Below are 21321 nucleotides of genomic sequence, written 5' to 3' on the forward strand. Positions count from 1 at the left end.
TTATCGCCCACATGTTCGAAGAATTCGGGGGCAGGGCGCGTTGACTCCAGCCCGGCTGTGGCAGCCTGTGCGACTCCAGTGGCCACTGTGGCCGCTGTGACATCTCTTCTCGTGGGGGGAAGTGCATGACTTCGCGTGCTTCCGGCACGCCTTCTCGGCGTGCCCGTATGACGGCAAGACATTCTCTGACGGCGGCGGTGGCGGTTCTCGCGCTGGGGGCATCGGCGCTGCCCGCACTCGCCGCGCCACCCGCGTCCGACCCCGGGCCGGGTTCGGTGTGGGGCAAGAAGGCGGCACCGCTGGAGGTCCCGCCGGTGAAGGTGGGGACGACGAAGCCGGTGGCCTCCCGTGCCGAGGCTGCTCCCTCGAAGGAGGAGGCCGCCTGGCGTGCGGCACAGCGGGAGCGCACCCGCACCACGGCGAAGGCGCCGTCCGGACAGCAGCGTTCCGCAGCGACGCCTTCGGCGGAGACCGGGACGCTCGTGTGGGTGCCGCAGGGGCAAGGGGCGGTGCCCTGGCATCAGATCTCGGACTTCCGCATCACCGACTCCCTCGTCGCGCGGATCAACCTGTCCAACGGCAACCTCATGCTGGCCGCGACCGACTTCGAGGTCGCCGGCGTGGGCCAGGAACTGCGCCTGGCACGTACGTACAATTCGCTGGACGGGCCCTACGGCAAGGTCTCGGACAACTGGTGGCAGGAGTACGAACGCTACCTGCACGTCTTCACGAACTCAGTCGTCCTCTACGACGCGACGGGTGCCTCGGTCAGCTTCACGAAGAACGCCGACGGCACCCTCACCACGCCCAAGGGGTACTCGCAGGACCTGAAGAAGAACGCCGACGGCACCTACACGCTGACCAGGCGCAAGTCGGGCGTGAAGGACACCTACGACGCCAACGGCACGCTGACGAAGGTCACCGACCGCAACAAGGGCGCGATCACGGTCGACCAGCACGACGAGACCGACGAGCACAAGGGCTTCAAGCTGACCGAGACCCGTTCGGGCCGCTGGATCGACCTGCTCAAGACGTATCCCGACCAGTGGCAGGCCAAGGACCACACCGGCCGCACCGCCGTCTTCGACCTCGACGCCGACGGGAACCTCACGCGCACCACGGACACCGAAGGCAAGACCACCTCCTACGCCTTCGACGCCGACGGGCGGGTCACCAAGGTCACGACCCCGGAGGGCCGGGTCACGGTCTTCACATACGACGCCGAGAGCCGCCTCACCTCCATGCTGCGGGCGACCCAGACCGGGAGTCCGGGACACACGGGACCGACCTACACCTACGCCTACACCGGTGTCTATCCCCACGACGCGGGGACGACGACGGTCACGGACCCGGAGCAGCACGCGACGAAGTACGAACACGACGCGGATGGCAAGGTCTCCAAGGTGACCGACGCGCTCGGGCACTCGCGGGCGAAGACCTTCGACGCCAACTACAACATCGACACCGCGACGGATGCGATGGGTGTGGGCGGCGCGGCGGGCAATGTGACCGCGTACGGGTGGGACTCCCGCAACAACCTCACCTCCGCGAAGCTCCCGACCGGTGCGACTGCCAGCCTGGCCGGCTACCAGACTCTGTCGGGGGCTGATCTTCCCGGCAGTCTGACCACGGCCGACGGCGAGAAGACGGACTACACCTATGACACGGCCGGCAATACCAAGTCGGTCGCCGTGACCGGCGCCGGTGGCGGGACGCAGTCCTTCGACTACAACCCCGCCACCGCCACCTGCGGTGGGTTCGAGGGCCAGCGCTGCAAGGTCACGACGAAGATGTCGTCGACCAAATCGGTCTCCACCTCCTTCACGTACGACGCGAAGGGCAATCTGACCAAGGTCACCCCGCCCGCCCCGCTCGGCGTGACGACGTACACCTATGACGACCTGGGGCGGCCCGCCACCGCTAAGGACGCTCGCGGTGTCACGACCCTCTACACCTACGACCACCGCGACCGCATAACCAAGGTCGACACCTCCGGCTACGCCACCGTCACCTACTCCTACGACGGAGACGGGAACCTTACCCAGCGCTCGGACGGAACCGGCGTCACCGCCTACGCCTTCGACCCGCTGTCCCGCGAAACCGTACGCACCTTGCAGAACGGCTCGCAGACCCGCCTGACCTATACCCCGGCAGGCAACGTGGACACGTACGAGGACCCGGCGGGCATCACCGACTACACCTGGAACCAGGTCAACAAACTCACGCAGTTCAAGGACCCGACCGGCAAGGTCACCACGTACACCTACAACAACAATGACGTCCGCACGAAGACGACGTACCCCGGTGGCACCGCCCAAGAGGTCACGCTCGACAAATCGAACCGGCCCGAGAAGATCCGGGCGACATCCCCGAAGGGCACGCTGGTCGACCTCGCCTACACCTACGGCTACGACCACGACGCCAACGCCACCACCCCCCTCAAGGACGGCGGGAAGATCCGCACCCGGACGGACGTGGTCGCGGGCATGAAGACGACCTACACCTATGACGACGCGGGCCGGTTCTCCTACGCCAAGGAGGAGAAGGGCACCACCCTCAACTCGTCCTGGCAGTACTGCTACGACCTGGCCGGCAACCTTACCTCCCAGGGCGTGGACCCCGGCTGCCCGCGCGGCACCACGTACACGATCAACGACGCCCAGCAGATCACCGCGAAGAACGGTGTCGCGACGAACTGGTCGTACGACAAGGTCGGCAACGAGACTGCCGGAGCCTCCACTCCCGAGGGCACCCGCACCGGTGAGACCTGGACCGACTACTCCCAGATGAAGACGATCACCGTAGGCGGTAAGACCTACGCCGGCCAGTACGGCTCGACGGACCAGAGCGAGCGGATCAAGCTCGGCGACACGTTCTTCCACAACGGTCCGCTCGGCCTGTCCGCGAAGAGCACCGGTGGCGTCGACATGGGATTCAACCGTGAACCCGGGGGCACCCTGAACTCCATGACCACGGGCGGCAGGTCCTACTACTACCTCACCGACGCGCTCGGTTCCGTGGTCGCGCTCGCGGACGAAGCCGGCACGAAGGTCAACACCTACTCCTACAGTCCCCGCGGAGTCCAGCGCGCCGGGAGCTCGGAACAGGTCCCCCAGCCCTACCAGTTCGCCGGCGGCTACCACGACCCCACCGGCCTCTACCACTTCGCCGCACGCTACTACGACCCCAACATCGGCCGCTTCACCAGCACCGACCCCTCCGGCCAGGAGAAGAACCCCTACCTCTACGCCGAAGGCGACCCCGTCAACCGCATCGACCCCACCGGACTCATCAGCGTGGGCGGTGTCATTAGCGGCGCCACGGATGCATTCGGCAAGGCGTCCAATGTGCAGGACGTCATCGAGATCGGCGGAGCCCTCGCCCAAGGCAACTACGCGGAAGCCGGAGCGAAGACGGCCGGCGTGGTGGCCAGCACCGTGACCGAGGCGACGTGTGCTCCCGCCGCTGTCGCGGCGGGAGCACCCTCAGCGGGTGTGGGCGGCGCGGTAGTCGGCGCCGCGTGCGTCGGCGTGGGCGAATTCGTTGGCAGCCAGGTCGAGCAAGCAGCCACCGAGTCCTGGACCTGACCAACACCGAAACCCATAGACGACCCGAGGAGAAGATATGGACCAGAGCTACCAACTTGCCCGAGGTGAGTGGATCCCCGAGGGGCCGATGGGCGCGGTCATCATCATCGGACTGATCCTCCTGCTCGTCTTCATGGTGTTCTGGGGTCGTCGCCAGAAGCGGTGACCGAACAAGGATCCCGGACGTGTGCTCGCCCAGCCACTGCGCTGAGCGAGCACACGTCCGTACAGCGAAGAATGCGAGATCCGATCCATGCGCCCCACAACCACGCAACTGGCAGCGGAACCCATCGGGGGGACATTCCTCGGGCTCGTCATGCCGGCGATCATCGTGATCGTGACCTACATCATCTCTTCCGCCCTCCAGCGCCGACGAGGTGAACACCGCACGGTCGACCGGCAGGCGAAATGGCGACTGAAGGAATTGATCGTCGCCCTGAGCCTCATGGGCCTCTACCTGCTGTCCCTCCAATTCATCATCGGCTGACGCCCCGCCCCGCTCCCTTCCTCACGGCCGATGAGTCCCTGCTCCCTGCGTTCGCGGGGACGGACCCTGTGCACCCTGCTGCGGGGGCTCCTATGCGTTTGGTCAAGGTCCAAGGCCAGTAGGTTCGTGCGGTCAGAGGCGGGCCGAGCCGTAGGGGTGCGCATGAGTGATAGCCAGGTGACGATCAAGCTCACGAGTGACGAGGCACTGGTGCTATCGCACTGGCTCGAGAAGCTCCAGATGACGGACCTCAGCCGCGTTGTCGACGATCCGGCGGTCTGGGCGCCGATGGGTCTGCCGCACGATCGGGTGACATCTGAAGTGGCTTGCCCTGTGGGGCAGGTGGGAAGGATGTCGCTGTGCCCAAGCCCTATCCGGAGGAGTTCCGCCAGGACGTCGTGCGGGTCGCGAGGAACCGCGGCCCAGGTGTGACGGTCGAGCAGGTGGCCGCCGACTTCGGAGTCCACCCGATGACGTTGTGGAAGTGGATGCGCCGAGCGGACATCGACGACGGCTCCAAGCCCGGAACCTCCAGCCAGGAGAGCGCGGAGCTGCGGGAGGCACGTCGGCGGATCAAGCTGCTGGAGCAGGAGAACGAGGTTCTGCGCCGGGCCGCGGCCTATCTGTCGCAGGCGCATCTGCCGGGAAAAGGATCTACCCGCTCGTGAAGGAGCCGGCCGCAGGCGGGGTGCCCGTCACGGTGACGTGCTGGGTGCTCAAGCTCGCCAGACAGCCCTCCTACCGCTGGCTCGACAAGCCGGTGACCGACGCCGTTCTCGAGGAGGCGTATCGCGCGAACGCGTTGTTCGGTGCCCACCGTGAGGACCCTGAGTTCGGCTACCGCTTCCTGGCCGACGAGGCCCGCAGCACCGGGGCCGCGATGGCGGACCGGACTGCGTGGCGGATCTGCCGGGACAACCGCTGGTGGAGCGTGTTCGGCAAGAAGCGCGGCCGGGGCAAGAAGGCCGGCCCGCCAGTGCACGACGATCTCGTCCTTCGTGACTTCACCACGGCCGGCCCGAACCGGCTCTGGCTCGCCGACATCACCGAACACTCCACCGGCAACGGCAAGCTGTATCTCTGCGCGATCAAGGATGTCTTCGGTAACAGGATCGTGGGCTACTCCATCGACACGCGGATGAAGTCCCGCCTGGCCGTGACCGCCTTGGACAACGCCGTGGCCCGGCGCGAAAACGTCGACGGATGCATCCTGCACACCGATCGCGGCTCGCAATTCCGGTCCCGGAAGTTCGTCCGGGCACTCGACCGCCACCGGATGGCCGGGTCGATAGGGAGGGCCGGGGCAGCAGGCGACAACGCGGCCATGGAGTCCTTCTTCAGCCTGCTGCAGAAGAACGTCCTCGACCGCAGGAAGTGGGCCACCTGCGAGGAACCACGGATCGCCATCGTGACCTGGATCGAGCGGACCTACCACCGCCGTCGCCGGCAATCCGCACTCGGCCGACTGACCCCCGTCGAATTCGAGACCGTCATGACCACACCGGCCCTCCAGGCCGCGTGACTCAACCTGTCACCCGAACCTGCATCAGACCCGTGTTCCCAGTATGCCCAAAGCCCCGCCGTCCAGCCAGACAGCCTTTGAGGCATGACGCACGCCACCCGCCTCGTACCCGCCGGGCCTTTGCCATCCCAACCCCATGCCAGCGACTGCCGCACTGTCGCCGACCGGTCTTCCTCCACCGCGCACGCCGCGTCCCCGTGAGCGAGACCATCACGGTCGACGGCTACACCGTCAAGAAGGGCGACTGGGTCCCCGCCCTCTACCCTTCCACGGCGATTCTGCGCCGGGTGACTGGCCCGGGACCTACGATCGAACTCGAACTCGAGCTGGAGCCGGAACACTGCCGCTTCGTCTCCCCCTGAGGACCTTTTCGCTGCCGGCCTGACCCTGACCATCTCCTCAAAGCCAGGCCCGCGCGACCAGGACCGATGCCATCGGGGCGGCGAAGCCATCACCGGCGCATGCGGCTGGCACCGCTGGGTCGCGGAGAGAACCGCGTCCTGGCCAGCCGGCTACCGCAGGCTCCACCGCCGCTACGAACGCAAGGCCGAACACTTCCTCGCCTTCGTCGGCACAGTTGCGACTCCGATCGGTTACCGCCGCCTGAACGCGCTGCTCACGGCCTGAGCCGGTCCTGCTGCACGTCGAAGCAGACCAGCCCCATGCTCTCCGCCCCGCCAACACCCGTGCGCGGACCGGCACACCGGCTGGAGCCGGCCAGGGAGCCTGGGACAGATCCCTTCGAAGTGAACGAGGGCATCCGGTGGAGAGGCCGTGACAGGATGCCGACGTTTCACCGGACAGCTGGGTGTGGTCAACTCGAGGAGAATATAGGGAAGATGAAGATATTTCGGTGGCGTGGAGCCTCTCAGGACCGGGATCGTAGCGGGCAGGTGATCCAGGAGTATCGGACGGCTTACGAGCGGGGGCTCGCCGCTGAGCGGAGCCAGGAGCCGGCGCAGGCGCTGGCCGAGTTCGCGCGGGCGCAGCAGGCTCTGGACCGCTTGGACGCCATTTCCCCGGACCTGCCTGAGGTTCCCCAGGCCAGGGCGGGACTGCTTTATGCCATGGGACGGGCCAGGACTGATGTCGGAGATGTGACCGGTGCAGTCGCAGCCCTGGATCAGGCCGAGGAGCTGTACCAGCGGATGGAGTCGGAGCAGCTCGCCACCCGGGAGGAGGCTGAGCAGCGGGATGACCGGCAGGAGACGGGTCCCCTTCCCGCGGTCTTGCTGACGGCCGATGTCCGGCTACGAAGGGCCCGGACCTATGCCGAGTGGGACCGTCCCTTCAGCGCCCTCAGCGATCTGGACATGGCAATCGGCGGGTACATGCGGGCAGGAGCCTTCACTGCCCTCTCGGACCGGTCCGGGTACGCGGCCCGGGTCCTCGCGGTCGGGGCGAGGATCCAGCTGCGGGTGGGAGACCATGAACTGGCTCTGGAATGCGGCCAGGAGTCTCTCGCCCGATATCAGGAGATGGGCGGGATCGGCCCTGAGACGATCCCGTACGCGATCGGTTTCGCCGCTCCGGTTGTCTCGATGCTGGAGGCGGCGCGTGGGCAGTGGGACGCGGCGCTGGCCGTGGACGGCGTGATTCTGCAGGCCGCAGAACTCGGCCGGGTTGGGAGCTCTGGGGCTCATGCCCGGATAGGTGTCCACCTGAGAGAAGCCGGGCGGGACGCGGAGGCGGCCGGACATCTGGCCATCGCCGCCCACAGGTCGCGTGATCAGATCGCGGAGATGGAAAGGGAACTGGAGTCGGTGCTTACACCGAGTCTGCAGCAGGCGCTGCTGGAAGCGGAGCGGACGGAGTCCACGAGGCTCGCAGGCGGCATGCAGGCCGGCGCCCCGGATCCGCTGGAGATCCGGACGCTGCGACTTTCCCTCTGCGGCGGGGACGGAGCCAGGTTCTCGGCCACTGGCCGGATGAACGTGGTCGACGCTGTGCCTCGTCAGGTCACTTCGCTCGCCCAGATCGGCCACCAACTGATCGCATCCCACCGTCTTCCCGCGGCACGGCGCGTCCTCTGGGAGGCACTGCTCCTCTGCGATGCCGCCCGCCGCTGGACCACCTTGAACACCGGCGACTCCACCGCGACCGTGCCACTACACGAGGCCGAGAAGAGCGCCTTGACCGGAGCGGCTGCTCTCGTCGACATACTCCAACGAGCCGGGGATCCGATGAGCGACGCGCTCACCGCCGACCTGAGGAACGCCAAGGAACGCTTGGGCCTGTCGGCACACTGAGCCGTTTTCATCCTGTCTCTGTGGGGTGAAGTGGCAGGTCAGCGGGGGTGGGTGACAAGGCGAGGCTCCTGGTCGTTGCGGTGGTGTTCTCTACGCACCACGCATCGTCCGAGGAGCCTCGCTCGGTCCCGTATCGTGTCACGATCGATGTCCCGGATGAGCTGGTCGAGCATGCTTCCCGGCTCATCTACGCACGAAGGTGTGAATGCCGCTCGCGGTGGCGGAAGCTGGGCTGCTTCCGGCAGGCCCTGCTCGTGCTGGTCCACTTGCGGAAGAACGAGACGCTACCCGCTCTGGCGGCCGGCTTCGGCGTCTCGACCGCCACAGCCTGGCGATACGTCGACGAGACTCTCGACGTCCTCGCGGCATGGGCGCCGGGGCTACACGAGGCCCTGACCGGCCTGGGCGAGGGCGACCACGTCATCGTCGACGGCACCCTGATCCCCATCGACCGCATCGCCGCCGACGAGCCGTACTACTCCGTGAAACACCGCAAGCACGGCATGAACGTGCAGGTCACCGCCCGCCCCGACGGCACACCCCTGTGGTTCTCCCGCGCGACACCCGGCCGCACCCACGACCTGACCGCGGTATGCGCCCGCGGCATCGTTCTCGCCGACCGCGCCTACCAGGGCGCCGGCGCCACCGTCCGTACCCCCTACTACCACCACCGCGAACAGCCCGAGCACTACCAGCAGTTCAACCGCGACCACGCCCGTCTCCGAGCGCCCGGCGAACGCGCCTTCGCCCAGTTGAAGTCCTGGCGCCTGCTCTGCCGGGTCCGATGCTCCACCCGCCGCATCGGTACCACCGTCCAAGCCGTCCACACACTGCTGACCTGCGGCTATTCAGGATGAAAGAGGCTCACTGGATCAGCCAGGTTCGCACTACCGACCTGCCACACCTGCACGCCTTCACCCGCGGCCTCCAGCGAGACCACGACGCCGTGATCGCCGCACTCACACTTCCGTACAGCAACGGACCCGCCGAAGGCATCAACACCAAGACCAAACGAATGGCCCGCCAGATGCACGGACGAGCAGGCTTCACCCTGCTCCGCCACCGCACCCTCCCCGGATAACACCACCCTCCGTCACCACCGAATGTGAGGCAGAGCCGAACGATCTACAGTCTCCCGCTCGTCGGTATGTACGGAGGGAACGTCCATGCTCGACGCCATCGGCTGTGCGTTCTTGCCCCTCCGATGGCTACTCGTCGACGGTGGCGGACCGGCGACGGACAGCGGTGCCTGATCGAACGCCCCGTGCGCCCCGACCTCGGCCCGCTGCCCACCGACCGGGGCCATGAAGCCGTCTGCGGCTCTGCTCCCGCGCAGAGCCTCGGCGCGGTCGGACGCGGCACGGACCGCACAGCGGTCCTCGCCCCCGGCCTCCCCGGGATGCGCGCGCTCACCGGCACGGACACGGCCACCGGCGCGGAGTAGGAGATCGTGGTCACCCTCCTGGGGTCCGTGGGCCGGCTCTCCCGCTTCGACCTGCGCGGCCGCACCGCCGGAGCCGGACCGATGCTCGCGACCCTGAGGCACAGTGCCGGGGCCCGCGGACCTTCGACCTCGCGCTCGCCCTCGAGGAGGCCGCCACCGACACCGGTCTCGCCCGCCGGGCCGCCGTTTTCCGTACACCTCTGCGCGCCTGGCAGCTGCGGCCGGGAACCACAGCCGAATCGTCCCTTGGCGCAATCCGCGTCGACGGTGCGCTGCTGGCCGTGCTCAAGCCCGCCGAGAACCGTGACGGCCTGATCCTCAGCCTCAGCGACCCCACCCCTGCGGCGTGCGAGGCCCGCGTCACCACGCCGGCCGGCACGCTCCTCCTTCCTTATCCGGCTGGACGAACGGCCCACAGGGCGGCAGACGGTGCTCCAGGGCACCGCGGAGAGCACCTGGCACCTGGCCCCCTTCGGCAAGCTGACGCTCCAGATCGGCCGACCCGACCGAAGGTGACGTGCCGGCTCCGGCCCGGCCCGACGCACTCACCACTGATGTGGGGACGGTCTTCACCCCAGATGACCGCAGAGGTACGCGTCCGGCTCACGGACCGGCCTCATCCGGTCCCGGACCGGCGGCGGTCACCCCCGGAGAGCGGTCCTCGCGCGTGGAGCGGGCGCGACCACGGAGGGCCCTGGGGGAGCCGGCGGCCACCGCTCGACCCGAAATGTCCGGGACTCGACGACGGGGGCTCGAGCAGGCAGGGGTGCGGATCAGGTGAGGCCGGCATCGCGGGCGAGGAGGGCCGCCTGGACTCGGTTGGTGACCTCCAGAACGGAGAGGATGCGGCTGACGTGCGCTTTCACCGTGCTCTCTCGCATGTTGAGGCGGGTGGCGATGTCGGCATTCGTGTCGCCACGGGCCAGGAGCGCCAGGACATCGCCTTCGCGGGGAGTGAGGTGTTCGAGGCGCGCGCGAGCAGCCGTTGCCTGGGGCTGGCCCGCGTGGTGGTAGCGGTCGATGAGGCGGCGGGCGGCCGTGGGGTGGAGCATGGCGGAGCCGGCGGCGACCAGGTGGACGGCGCGCAGGATTTCGGCCGGGTCGGTGTCCTTGAGGAGGAAGCCGTCGGCTCCCGCGGCCAGCGCGTCATAGACGTACTCGTCGAGGTCGAAGGTGGTCAGGGTGATGACTTTCGGCGGGTGGGGCAGGGCGCGCAGGCGTTTGATGGCGGTGATGCCGTCCATGCGAGGCATGCGCACGTCGACCAGGGCGACGTCGATGCGGTGGGCGGTGGCCTGCTCGATGGCGTGGAGTCCGTCGGTGGCCTGGGCGACGACCTCAATGGTGTCGTCGCCGTCGAGGAGGTCGGTCAGTCCGAGGCGGACGAGGGCGTCGTCGTCGACGACCATGGCGCGGATCACGAATCAGTGCCGTTCTGTTCGGTGACGGGGTGGGGGATGCGGGCGGCCAGACGCCAGGCGCCGGCGCCGCCGGGCCCGGCATGGAGATGTCCGCCGAGTGCTTCGACGCGTTCGTGCAGGCCGATCAGGCCGAAGCCGGAGGGAACCGGCGCGAGGCCGGTCAGGCCGGTGCCGGGCGGGTTGGTGACCTCAACCAGGGTGGCGGGTGGGGCATAGGTGATACGGACGCCCACCGGTGCGTCGGGGGCGTGCTTGCGGGCGTTGGTCAGCGCCTCCTGGACCAGCCGGTAGACGGCCAGCCGGTGGGAAGCGGGCGCCTGCGCGGGGCTGCCCTCCACGGTCACGCTGATGGTCTGTCCGGCCGACCGCGCCTGCTCGATCATCTCTTCGGCGTCGGGCAGGACCGGTGCGGGCGGAGTGGCGGCGGACAGGGTCTCGGTGGTGCGCAGGGCGCCGAGTACGTCGCGCAGGTCGGTCAGGGCCTCGGTCGAGGCGGTGCGCAGCAGAGTGAGACGTTCGACGACGGAATCGGGCAAGGTGTCCTTCTTGGTGGCCAGCACGCCGGTGTGCAGGGCGATCAGGCTGAGCCGGTGGGCGAGCACATCGTGCATCTCCGCCGCGATCGCGGAACGCTCCGCCATCCGCGCGGCCTGCTCACGCAGTTCCCGCTCGGTCCGCAGATGTTCCACCTCGGCGTTCAGCGCTTGGACCAGGCGGCGCCGGTTGCCCCTCCACAGCCCGCCGACCACGGCCAGCAGCAGGAAGAGCATCGCGCCGTACCGCTGCGGGATCCACAAGGACGCGGCCGGACTCAGCACGGCATTACCGGCGAGCGCCACGGCCGAGCAGACCACGGCCGCCCGTACGCGCCGCCGGTCGGCAAGGTCGAACAGGGCGATCACGAACAACGGCAGCACGGGCCACCCCCACACGCCCGCGGCCACCGTGGTCAGACCCGGAGCGAACCACCACCACAGCCGCCCTCCCGACAGCAGAGCCAGCCCGCACGCCAGAACCACCGCGCTGCGGACGGTGACGTACTCGCCTCCGCTGGACATGGCCATGTTCTGTACAGCGCCCAGGGTCAGCAGCACCACCAGCGCATAGCGCCCGTACACGGCCCATCCGCGGTTTCGTTCCTGTTCCACCTGTGCAGCGTAGGCAGAAGGCCGCTGCTTCCACCGCCGACGTTCTGCCCTGGCGACCCCCTACTTTCGTAGGGGAGCACGGTCGCACAAGGGACGATCCACAGGGATGAGCCCGTCCTTAGCGTCGAAGCCATGGACAACTGGACCACCTCACACGATCGTGTCCTCGCGCAGCGCAACGCCGAGGGCTGGATGTTCCTCATCGAAGCAGCCCGCGACCTGCGCGCCACCGGTGCCATCGCCCCCAGCAGCAAGGCCCTGGGCCGCCTGCTCACCGACCCGGTGGACGAGCACGGCGCACGGCCCCTGAACGTCCTGGAGGTGGGCGCGGGAACCGGCTCGGTCACCCGCACCCTCATCCTCCGGCTCTCCCCGGGCAGCCGGCTGGACATCGTCGAGGCCAACCCCCGCTTCGCCGCCCAGCTGCGCCGCCTCGTCCGCTCCCACCCGCGTCTGGCCGGTGAATGTGAGCGGGTCCGGGTCCACCACACCCTTGTCGAGCGCCTCGACACCGGCCGCCGCTACGACGTGATCGTCTCCGGCCTGCCCTTCACCAACTTCACCCCCGCCCAGGTCGAGACGATCATGGACCGGTACCTGGAACTGCTGGAGCCCGGCGGCACGCTCACCTACTTCGCCTACCGCGGCACCCGCTACGCCCGCACCCTGACCGCCTTCCCCGCCGAAGCCCGCCGCCACCGTGCCGTCGAAGACGTCCTGGCGGGCTACCAGCGCCGGTATGCCACCGGCTGCTGGAGCGTGTGGGGCAACCTGCCCCCGGCCAAGGTCTGGCAGCTGCGCCGACCTGCCCCCTCGGCCACCCCCACAGTCCCGGCGGTCTCGTCGGCCACCACGGTCGGTGCGAGCCGATGAACGCGCTGACCACTCTGATCAGCCAGGTCCCCGCGACCACCGCCTACGCACTCCTGGCCGCTGCGGTGCTCGCCGAATCCGTACTACTGATCGGCGCGTTCGTCCCCACCCTGACCCTGCTGCTGACCGCCGGGGCGCTGGCCCGCGCCGGCGAGCTGAACCTCATCCTGGTCATCGCCACCACCTCGTGCGCGGTCGTGACCGGTGACGCCCTCGGCCACCGCACCGGTCACCTGCTGGGCAGCCGCCTGCGCACCGGCCGCTTGGGCCGCCGCATCCCCGCCGGCGCCTGGCAGCGCGCCGATGCCCTCATGGCGCGACGCGGCGGCCAGGCCGTCTTCCTCACCAGGTTCGTACCCGTCGTACGCACCCTGGCCCCGCACCTGGCAGGCGCCACCCGGATGCCCTACCGCAGCATCGCCCCCTACAGCCTGCTCGCCGCACCCCTGTGGGCCGGTGCGGAAGCCGGCGCCGGATACGCCGCGGCCACATCCATCCAGCACGCCATCGCCCTCGGCGGCCCCGCACTCGCCGTCACCGCCGGTTTGACTGCCACCGCAATCCTGACCGCAGCCAAGGTCCGCCGCCGCAGGCGAACCCGCACCGCCGACCCCGACATCGGGGCGACCGCAGCGCACGCCTGACGGCACTTCCGGGAAGCACCCTCTTTACCCGGGACAAGATCAACGGGTATGCGGGGGAGCCGCGGACTTGCCGTCGCCGTCCCTGCCACGGACCGTTCCGATCGCCTTGGCCAGGTGCTCGGCGTGAGCTTCGAGCAGCGGCTTGAGGGTGCCGCGGTAGGGCTGGCGGTCCGCTCTGCGCAGCCGGTGGAAGACGTTGTGCCGCTCCCGGATCCAGAGGGCTCGCAGTGTTGGTTCGAGAGAGGGATGCGGTGGCCGTGGCGAGGCCTGTCGCGAGCGGGGCAGTCCGATGGCGCTTACGGGAAAGCCGGTCTTGCCGCCCCGGCCGGCGTGAACGGTGCACCGACCGCGGCCAGTGCCCTCACCCGGCCGGTTCTTATCCCGCTCGGCTCCGGCACCGCCGCCGATCATGGCGACCTCGTCGGCTTCGATCCCGCCCACCCCAAGGACCCGCCGGGCGGCATGCGTCGGCTTCGCCCGCGTGCCTGTGGTCGAACCGGACGCGCTGATGTCGGGCGAGCTGTTCCCCACCCTCGACGTCCTCACCGCCGGACCTGCGTGGCGAGCCGGTGGAGCTGCGAGAACGGCCGTGCGAGAGCAGATTCCGCCGGAGAGCCTCTGCTCTGCGATGCGGGCCCGCTTCCCGGCACGCTGCTCGCCCTTCCAGCCGGGCGGGACCGCCGATGGCGGTGGACCGCCGCGCGGCCTTCTGAGCCCCACATCGTAATGTGTGATTCGTTAAAGGTGTTGCGCGCACTATCTGTAATGAACGATACTTCCTGTCGGGTGGCGCAAGCCGCCCGTGCCGACAGCGAGGGGCGGGACATGCGACGCGAAGAACGTGATCTTCTTGGTGTGCGAGAGGTGCCGGAAGGCGTGTACTGGGGCATTCACACCCTGCGCGCGCTGGAGAACTTCCCCCTCACGGGCATCCCCGTCTCGTCGCATCCCGAGCTCGTCGTCGCACTGGCCGCGGTGAAGGAGGCGGCCGCACTGGCCCACCTGGAGCTGGGAACTCTTTCCGAGGAACGCGCCAGGGCCGTCGTGGCGGCGTGCCGGGAGATCCGTGGGGGCCGCCTCCACGACCAGTTCGTCGTGGACGTCTTCCAGGGCGGTGCCGGCACCTCTGCGAACATGAACGCCAACGAGGTCATCGCCAACCGGGCGCTTGAGATCCTGGGGCACCCGCGGGGCGGCTACGAGCACCTGCACCCCAATGACGACGTGAACCGGTCCCAGAGCACCAACGACGTGTATCCCACGGCGGCCAAGCTGGCGGTGTACGCCGCTGCGGGGCGGCTGCTCGATGCGATGACCGTGCTGCGCGACGCCTTCGGTGAACGGGGCGGTCGCTTCACGAAGACGGTGAAGCTCGGACGCACTCAACTGCAGGACGCCGTGCCGATGACGCTGGGCCGGGAGTTCGACGCGTTCGCCCTCACCGTACGGGACGACGCCGACTTCATCAGCCTGGCAGCGGCTTCCCTTCTGGAAGTGAACCTCGGGGGCACGGCGATCGGTACCGGCCTCAACGCGGACGAGGGTTTCGCCCGTCTGGCGGTCACCCGCCTCGAAGCCGTCGCGTCCGTGCCGGTCCGTCCCGCCCGAGACCTGGTGGAGAGCACACAGGGCATAGGCGGATTCGTCCGGCTCTCCGGCGCCCTCCGCCAGTTCGCCGTACGGTTGTCCAAGATCTGCAACGACCTCAGGCTGCTGGCCTCGGGCCCCGGAGCGGGCCTCGGTGAGATTCGGCTGCCGGAGCTCCAGGCCGGGTCGAGCATCATGCCGGGCAAGATCAATCCGGTGGTGCCCGAAGCCGTGAACCAGGTCTGTTTCGACGTCATCGGCATGGACGCCGCCGTCTGTGCGGCGGCCCAGGCGGGTCAGCTCCAGCTGAACGCCTTCGAGCCCCTGATGGTCCACCACCTGCTCAATTCCGCGAACCGGCTGGCCGCCGCCTGCCGGCTCCTGGCCGAGCGCTGCGTCGCCGGCATCGAGGCGAACGAGGAGCACCTGCGCGCTCTGGTGGAGGGGAGTGCCGGCCTCGCCACTGCTCTGAACCCGGTCATCGGCTATCAGCGGTCCACGGCCCTGGCCCGGGAGTGCCGGGAGTCGGGGGTGTCCGTCCGTGAGCTGGCGGCCCGCGAGCAGCTGCTCACCGACGGCGAACTCGACGAGCTGCTCGATCCGTGGCGCCTCGCCCGGCCGAGCTGAGCCCTGCCGGGACGCCACGTGCGGTGCGGGATGCCCGCGGGGCCCGGCCGCCTGTGCGGGGTCCCGCGGGACTCGACTGCCTCAGCTTCTGGTGAGGGTGCAGGCGTAGGCGGCCGAGCCGGAGCCGCTGTAGGCCTCCACGTCGAGGTAGTAGGTGCCCGCCCCGGTCGCGGTCCTGGTGAACGACAGGGACTCGTCGGTGCCCGCCCCGTCATTCACCGAGCGGGTCAGGGTGCTGCCGTTCGCGTCGAGCCAGTACACGTCGGCGTCGTAGGCGGAGGGCACGGCGCAGTTCACCGAGACGCCCTGTCCGGCTGCCACGGAGACCTTGAAGTAGTCACGGTCGCCGGTCGACTTCATGTTGCCCGTGAGGGTGCCGGGAGAGGTGAGTGCGGTGGCGTCGTCGGCCGTGTCGCGGGCGTCGTTGGGCTCGCTCTCCGTGATCGTGGACCCACCGCCCTGGGTGCCGCAGTCGGCCACGGGCGTCCCGTTGTAGAGGTTGGCGTCGGCCACGCCGTTCGTGACGCTGCGCAGGTAGTAGCCGCAGGCGGGGCGGTTCTTGAAGTCGAAGGTGGAGCCCGGCGCCAGACGCCAGATCTTGAAACCGCTGTAGGTGAGCGGCTTGCGGTCGACGGCCTGCTCCGGCTGGTGGTCGGCGAGGACGACGTAGGCGTCCTTGCCGTACTGCGTCGCCATGCCGTTGCGGTCGAGGAACAGAGATCCGCCGCCCTCCTCCACTCCGACGCCCCAGGCGGAGCCTCCGGGGGCGAGACCGTCCTTCACGGCGCGTGCGAGGAAGGCCATGGTGCGGCCCATGCGGTCGCGGGTCACGAAGTGGGAGTCGTTGATGACGGCTCCGTAGTTCGCCCATTCGAACATGCCGGTGGTGAAGCTGGCGTACCGGTCGTAGGGATTGGCGAGAGCCTCCGCGCTGGTGATGCTGCCGTTGCAGGCGTCATAGACGATTGGGCTGTTGATGTGGTGGCCCGCGCTGCCGCCACCGGAACCGCCGCCCTTGGCGACGACCGCCTCCACGGAGGCCTCCAAGGCGGTGCCCTTCCATGCGGTGTAGCGGCACTGGTCGCCGCCGGCGAAGTAGACGAACTCGGCGTTGCGGACGTCGGTGTTCAGCTGGCTGTTGTTCCCGTCGGCGGCGGCGGTGAGCGTCCACGTCGTACAGGAGTTGACCCCGCCCAACCCCGTGATCGTGTCGCACTCCGGGGTCTTGCTCCCCGAGGTCGGCGCCGACCCGGCCAGGACGACCACGTCGAGAGCCCCGGTGCCGCCGCGGATCTCGTCGATGGCCCGGGTCATCGAAGCCGTCACGATGCCGCCGGCTCCGTTCATCGTGAACGCCGGGCCGTTCCATGCGCTGCGGCTGACGTCGGACGCGTTGCCGAGCCGGATCCGGTCGGCCGCCGCCTGCGCGGGCTGATGCGCCACCAATGCGGAGGCCATCGCGGTGAGGACGACAGCGGCTGCTGCGGGGGCCCTGAAGGGACGGTGCGTCATGTGCACTCCTGAGAAGGGGCGAACTCGGTGCTGCGGCCGCCAGACGTGGGCCGCAGGATTGGTAGCGGAACATACAAGTAATGCTCGTAGCCGGGAAGATGTAAGTCCGAAACAGTGCGCCGTCCGACAGGATTGGGCTAAAAATACGCGCCAAAACCACCCAAAACCTTCTTCTGGCAAGGCTCAAAACCTCGTTACATGAACGTAATGAGACTTACATCTAGCCTTTCAATGGGTTCCTCTGTAACTTCGCAGCAGTGCCTGGCGATCAGACTCCGCCGGCAGAAAACCACCGAGAGGTTCCAGGTGATGAACACTCTTATCGCGCGCCCCGCGGCCGCCGCCGTCGTGGCGACCATGCTCCTGTCCCTGTCCGCCTGCGGAGACTCCGACCCCGCTCCCGTCGCGAACGGCCGGGTCTCGGTCGCCGGGGTCGAGGTGGTGAAGGACCAGGCCCTGCACGACATGCTGCCGGAGCAGACCAGAAAGGCGGGCAAGGTCCGGGTCGCCACCGACGTCCCCTACCCGCCCTTCGAGATGTACGTGAAGGAGGGCGAGACCGAGCTGACCGGTCTGGACTACGACCTCGGTCAGGCCCTGGGCGCCAAGCTCGGCGTGACCTTCGCCTTCTCCCCCCAGAAGTTCGACGGCATCGTCCCCGCCATCCAGGCCGGCAAGTTCGACGTGGCGATGTCCGCCATCACGGACAACAAGGAGCGCCAGAAGGTGGTCGACTTCGTCGACTACTCCCAGTCCGGCTCCGGCATCCTCGTCGGCGACGGCAACCCGGCGAAGGTGACCACCCTCGACGACCTGTGCGGACGGAAGGTCGCCGTCCAGGCCGCCACCAACCAGCTCGACCTGCTCAAGTCCCACCAGGCCGCCTGTTCCGGCGCGGGCAAGGGCAAGATCGACATCCAGACCTTCCCCAAGGACTCCGACGCCCAGCTCGCGCTGCGCTCCGGCAAGGTGATCGCCCAGGTGCTGACCAAGCCGGCCGCCGGCTGGGTCGCCAAGACGGCCGACAGCGGCAAGGCCTTCGACCTCGTCGAGGACCCCGCGGCCCCGGGCGGCTACAACGCCTCGCCCAACGGCATCGCGGTCAGCAAGCAGCTGCCCGAGCTGACGGACGCCATCCAGAAGGCGCTGCAGTCCCTCATCGACGACGGCACCCTGACCAAGATCTACAACAAGTACGGCGTCCCGTCCATCGCGGTGAAGGAAGCCACCAAGAACGCGGCGGTGGACTAAAGATGGCCGGCACGACCAAGGTCCCGCAGAGCGCCACCGCCACGGACCGGCCCCCCACCGGGGAACTCGAGATCGTCCCCGTCCGCAACTACGCGCGCTGGATCGCGGCCGTCGCCTCGGTCCTCGCCCTCGTCGGACTGATCGGCTCCCTCGCCAAGAACGACAACCTGCACTGGGACGTCGTCGGCGACTACCTCTTCGCCGACCTCATCTTCGACGGCCTGGCGACGACCCTCTGGCTCACCGCCGCCGCCATGCTCCTCGGTCTGGCCCTCGGCACGCTGATCGCCGTCATGCGGCTCTCGTCCAGCCCCGTGCTGTACGGACTCGCCAACGCGTTCGTCTGGGTCTTCCGCGGCACCCCGCTGCTCGTACAGATCATCTTCTGGGGCTACGCCGCCGCCCTCTACAAGTACGTCAAGATCGGCGTCCCCTTCACCGACATCACGTTCTTCCAGGCCGAGACCAACGCGCTGCTGACGCCGGCGATCGCCGCCCTCCTGGCCCTCGGCCTGAACGAGGCGGCCTACGCCTCGGAGATCGTCCGCGCCGGCATCCAGTCCGTCGACCCCGGCCAGGCGGAGGCCGCCCACTCACTGGGCATGCGGCCCGCACTCACCATGCGCCGGATCGTCCTGCCGCAGGCCATGCGCGTGATCATCCCGCCGATGGGCAACGAGACCATCAACATGCTCAAGATGACCGCCCTGGTCTCGGTCATCTCCGCCCACGACCTGATGTCCAACATCCAGGACGTGTACGCCCAGAACTACCAGGTCATCCCCATGCTGGTCGTCGCCAGCCTCTGGTACCTGGCCCTCGTCACCCTCCTCAGCGTGCCCCAGGCCTGGCTGGAGCGGCGTTACGGCCGCGGGACCACCCGCGCGGGACACGTCTCGCCCTTCCGTCGCCTCCTCGGCGGAACGGTGGAACGGCTCGGCAAGAACAGCAAGGAGCAGAACCGATGAGCACCCCCATGGTGCGCGCCGAGGGCGTACGCAAGCACTTCGGGAACCTGCAGGTCCTCAAGGGCATCGACCTCACCGTGAAACGCGGCCAGGTCTGCTGCCTCCTCGGTCCCTCCGGATCCGGGAAGTCCACCTTCCTGCGCTGCATCAACCATCTGGAGCGGGTGGACGGCGGCAGGCTCACCGTCGACGGCGAGCTCGTCGGCTACCGCCAGCAGGGAGACAAGCTGTACGAACTGCGTGAACGCGAGGTCGCCGACCGCCGCCGCGACATCGGCATGGTCTTCCAGCGCTTCAACCTCTTCCCGCACATGACCGCCGTCGAGAACGTCATGGAGGCCCCCGTCAAGGTCGCGGGCGTCTCCCGCGCCGACGCCCGGGAACGTGCCCACGCCCTCCTCAGCCAGGTCGGTCTCGGCGACCGCGGGCACCACTATCCTGCCGAGCTGTCCGGCGGACAGCAGCAGCGCGTGGCCATCGCCCGCGCGCTCGCCATGAAGCCCAAGCTGATGCTCTTCGACGAGCCGACCTCCGCCCTGGACCCCGAACTCGTCGGCGACGTCCTCGACGTCATGCGACAGCTCGCCTCAGACGGCATGACCATGGTCGTCGTCACCCACGAGATCGGCTTCGCACGCGAGGTCGGCGACACCGCCGTCTTCATGGACGAGGGCGTCGTCGTCGAGGCCGGCGACCCCCGCCAGGTGCTCGTCGAACCGGAGCAGGAGCGCACCCGCGCCTTCCTGTCCAAGGTCCTGTGAGCGCCCCCGCCCGCCGCCGGGAGGGGCTCGACGACTTCCTGGACCTGGCCCGCGCCCGCCGTGCCGACTACCTGCGCGACCTGGAGGAGCTCGTCTCCGTCGACTCCGGCTCCTACAGCGCCGGGGGCGTCAACGAAGTCGCCGACTGGATCGAGCGCAGGCTCGAACGGATCGGCTTCACCGTGGAACGTGTCCGCCTCCCGTCGACGCCCGACGGACACCGGACCGGCGACGCCCTCGTCGGCCGCAAGCGGGGCCGCCTCCCCGAGGCCGAGGGCGGACGCAGGATCCTCCTCGCCGGCCACATGGACACCGTCTTCGAGAACGGCACCGCGGCCGCCCGCCCCTTCCGGATCGACGGCTCCACGGCGTACGGCCCCGGCGTCAGCGACGACAAGGGCGGCCTGCTCGCCGGACTCACGGCCCTGGAGATCCTCGGCGACCTCGGCGTCGACGCGTACGACGAGCTGGTCCTGCTCGCCACCCCCGACGAGGAGATCGGCTCGCCCGCCAGCCGGCCGCTGATCGAGGCGACGGCCGCCGGGGCGCACTTCGGACTCGGCCTCGAATGCGCCCGCGAGAACGGCGACCTCGTCATCGCCCGCAAGGGCGTCGCCGACTTCCGCCTCACCGTCACCGGACGGGCGGCACACGCCGGCATTGAACCCGAGCGCGGCGCCAACGCCGCCCTCGCCGCCGCCCACCTCACCGTCGCCCTCCAGGCCCTCAACGGCCACTGGGACGAAGTGACGGTCAACGTCGGCGTCGTCCGGGCCGGAACCCGAGCCAACATCGTCTGCCCCCGGGCGGAACTGCGCATCGAGGTGCGCGCCGCCACGACGGCCGACATCCAGCGCGTCACCCGGGCCATCCGCGAAGCCGCCGACCAGCCCGGCGTCCCCGGTGTCAGGGTCGAGGTCGAGCAACTCGACCTGTGCCCGCCGATGGAGGACACCCCCGCCTCCCGGCGGATGTTCGACCACGCGCGCGCCGCCGCCCGGGAGGCCGGCATCGAGCTGGGCGCCGCCGCCACCGGCGGCGTGGGGGACGCCAACCTCATCGCCGGCGCGGGCATCCCCGTCCTCGACGGCCTGGGCCCGGTCGGCGGCGCCGACCACACGCCCCAGGAATGGCTCGACGTCACCTCCGTCCCGCAGCGCGTCGCCCTCCTCGCCGATCTGATCGCCTCCCTGGGCAGGGCCGGCACCACCTGAACGACGTCGGCACCACCTGAACGACG

The 21321-nt window shown here is 69.0% G+C and carries 19 protein-coding genes and 2 pseudogenes; 17 read left to right on the forward strand and 4 right to left on the reverse strand.

The annotated features are described in order from the left end of the window. The first annotated feature begins 167 nt into the window (after positions 1-167). The 10 genes and pseudogenes from AB0398_RS25615 (at position 168) to AB0398_RS25660 (ending at position 9289) form a co-directional block, all read left to right on the forward strand. Positions 168-3587 carry an RHS repeat-associated core domain-containing protein gene (locus tag AB0398_RS25615; RefSeq protein ID WP_366377973.1) on the forward strand — a complete coding sequence of 1140 codons (3420 nt, stop codon included), beginning with the start codon at positions 168-170 and terminating at the stop codon, positions 3585-3587. A gap of 37 nt (positions 3588-3624) precedes the next feature. After that, entirely contained in the window at positions 3625-3753 is a 129-nt protein-coding gene (locus AB0398_RS25620; RefSeq protein ID WP_276209119.1) for a hypothetical protein, read from the forward strand. A gap of 87 nt (positions 3754-3840) precedes the next feature. Further along, complete coding sequence (locus AB0398_RS25625) at positions 3841-4074, forward strand: hypothetical protein (RefSeq protein ID WP_366377974.1); 234 nt, start codon at positions 3841-3843, stop codon at positions 4072-4074. A 359-nt stretch (positions 4075-4433) separates the two neighbouring features. Then, positions 4434-5596 (forward strand): IS3 family transposase gene (locus tag AB0398_RS25630; protein WP_366377975.1). Its coding sequence is split into 2 segments (ribosomal slippage): positions 4434-4718 and positions 4721-5596, totalling 1161 coding nucleotides; the frame shifts between segments, so codons are not numbered across the junction. Positions 5597-5793: 197 nt separating this feature from the next. Further along, positions 5794-5958: a hypothetical protein gene (locus AB0398_RS25635; protein ID WP_366377976.1), complete on the forward strand. Its 165-nt coding sequence runs from the start codon at positions 5794-5796 to the stop codon at positions 5956-5958. 103 nt (positions 5959-6061) lie between these two features. Further along, positions 6062-6223, forward strand: a pseudogene (locus AB0398_RS25640) (IS5/IS1182 family transposase); the annotation flags it as partial. Between the two features lie 119 nt (positions 6224-6342). After that, the gene (locus tag AB0398_RS25645; RefSeq protein ID WP_366377977.1) at positions 6343-7845 is read left to right on the forward strand and encodes a hypothetical protein; all 1503 of its coding nucleotides are present in this window, start codon (positions 6343-6345) and stop codon (positions 7843-7845) included. A gap of 143 nt (positions 7846-7988) precedes the next feature. Continuing rightward, the gene (locus AB0398_RS25650; RefSeq protein WP_366378058.1) at positions 7989-8702 is read left to right on the forward strand and encodes a transposase family protein; all 714 of its coding nucleotides are present in this window, start codon (positions 7989-7991) and stop codon (positions 8700-8702) included. 8 nt (positions 8703-8710) lie between these two features. Next, positions 8711-8926 (forward strand): annotated as a pseudogene (locus tag AB0398_RS25655) (transposase); the annotation flags it as partial. Positions 8927-9049: 123 nt separating this feature from the next. Beyond that, positions 9050-9289, forward strand: coding sequence for a hypothetical protein (locus AB0398_RS25660; RefSeq protein ID WP_366377978.1), 240 nt, complete (start codon positions 9050-9052; stop codon positions 9287-9289). A 773-nt stretch (positions 9290-10062) separates the two neighbouring features. Here AB0398_RS25660 and AB0398_RS25665 read toward each other — a convergent pair. After that, positions 10063-10710, reverse strand: coding sequence for a response regulator transcription factor (locus AB0398_RS25665; protein ID WP_366377979.1), 648 nt, complete (start codon positions 10708-10710; stop codon positions 10063-10065). After that, positions 10707-11807 (reverse strand): histidine kinase, encoded by a 1101-nt coding sequence (locus tag AB0398_RS25670; protein ID WP_366378059.1) that lies wholly within the window; start codon positions 11805-11807, stop codon positions 10707-10709. The genes AB0398_RS25665 and AB0398_RS25670 overlap by 4 nt, the downstream gene beginning before the upstream one ends. Before the next feature lie 183 nt (positions 11808-11990). Between AB0398_RS25670 and AB0398_RS25675 the strand changes: the two genes are divergently transcribed. Both AB0398_RS25675 and AB0398_RS25680 read left to right on the forward strand, forming a co-directional pair. Then, positions 11991-12731: a methyltransferase gene (locus tag AB0398_RS25675; RefSeq protein ID WP_366377980.1), complete on the forward strand. Its 741-nt coding sequence runs from the start codon at positions 11991-11993 to the stop codon at positions 12729-12731. Then, positions 12728-13375, forward strand: a complete 648-nt coding sequence (locus AB0398_RS25680) for a VTT domain-containing protein (RefSeq protein ID WP_366377981.1) — start codon at positions 12728-12730, stop codon at positions 13373-13375. Before AB0398_RS25675 ends, AB0398_RS25680 begins: the two co-directional genes overlap by 4 nt. A 39-nt stretch (positions 13376-13414) precedes the next feature. Here AB0398_RS25680 and AB0398_RS25685 read toward each other — a convergent pair whose 3' ends face one another. Further along, positions 13415-13906: a hypothetical protein gene (locus tag AB0398_RS25685; protein ID WP_366377982.1), complete on the reverse strand. Its 492-nt coding sequence runs from the start codon at positions 13904-13906 to the stop codon at positions 13415-13417. 294 nt (positions 13907-14200) lie between these two features. Between AB0398_RS25685 and AB0398_RS25690 the strand changes: the two genes are divergently transcribed. Next, positions 14201-15589, forward strand: a complete 1389-nt coding sequence (locus AB0398_RS25690; protein ID WP_366377983.1) for an aspartate ammonia-lyase — start codon at positions 14201-14203, stop codon at positions 15587-15589. Between the two features lie 81 nt (positions 15590-15670). Here the strand turns inward: AB0398_RS25690 and AB0398_RS25695 are convergent, their stop codons facing one another. Continuing rightward, positions 15671-17101: a pre-peptidase C-terminal domain-containing protein gene (locus AB0398_RS25695; RefSeq protein ID WP_366377984.1), complete on the reverse strand. Its 1431-nt coding sequence runs from the start codon at positions 17099-17101 to the stop codon at positions 15671-15673. A gap of 309 nt (positions 17102-17410) precedes the next feature. Between AB0398_RS25695 and AB0398_RS25700 the strand changes: the two genes are divergently transcribed. From AB0398_RS25700 to AB0398_RS25715, 4 genes are read left to right on the forward strand one after another with little or no spacing between them, the layout of a single operon-like run. Next, the gene (locus AB0398_RS25700) at positions 17411-18352 is read left to right on the forward strand and encodes an ABC transporter substrate-binding protein (RefSeq protein ID WP_366377985.1); all 942 of its coding nucleotides are present in this window, start codon (positions 17411-17413) and stop codon (positions 18350-18352) included. Between the two features lie 2 nt (positions 18353-18354). Continuing rightward, positions 18355-19320 carry an amino acid ABC transporter permease gene (locus tag AB0398_RS25705; RefSeq protein ID WP_366377986.1) on the forward strand — a complete coding sequence of 322 codons (966 nt, stop codon included), beginning with the start codon at positions 18355-18357 and terminating at the stop codon, positions 19318-19320. Positions 19321-19328: 8 nt separating this feature from the next. Next, positions 19329-20081 (forward strand): amino acid ABC transporter ATP-binding protein, encoded by a 753-nt coding sequence (locus tag AB0398_RS25710; protein WP_366378060.1) that lies wholly within the window; start codon positions 19329-19331, stop codon positions 20079-20081. Continuing rightward, positions 20078-21295, forward strand: a complete 1218-nt coding sequence (locus AB0398_RS25715) for a M20 family metallopeptidase (protein WP_366377987.1) — start codon at positions 20078-20080, stop codon at positions 21293-21295. The genes AB0398_RS25710 and AB0398_RS25715 overlap by 4 nt, the downstream gene beginning before the upstream one ends. The last annotated feature ends 26 nt before the right edge of the window (positions 21296-21321 follow it).

Origin of the sequence: Streptomyces sp. NPDC086147 (assembly GCF_040702165.1) — a bacterium.
Taxonomy (GTDB): domain Bacteria; phylum Actinomycetota; class Actinomycetes; order Streptomycetales; family Streptomycetaceae; genus Streptomyces.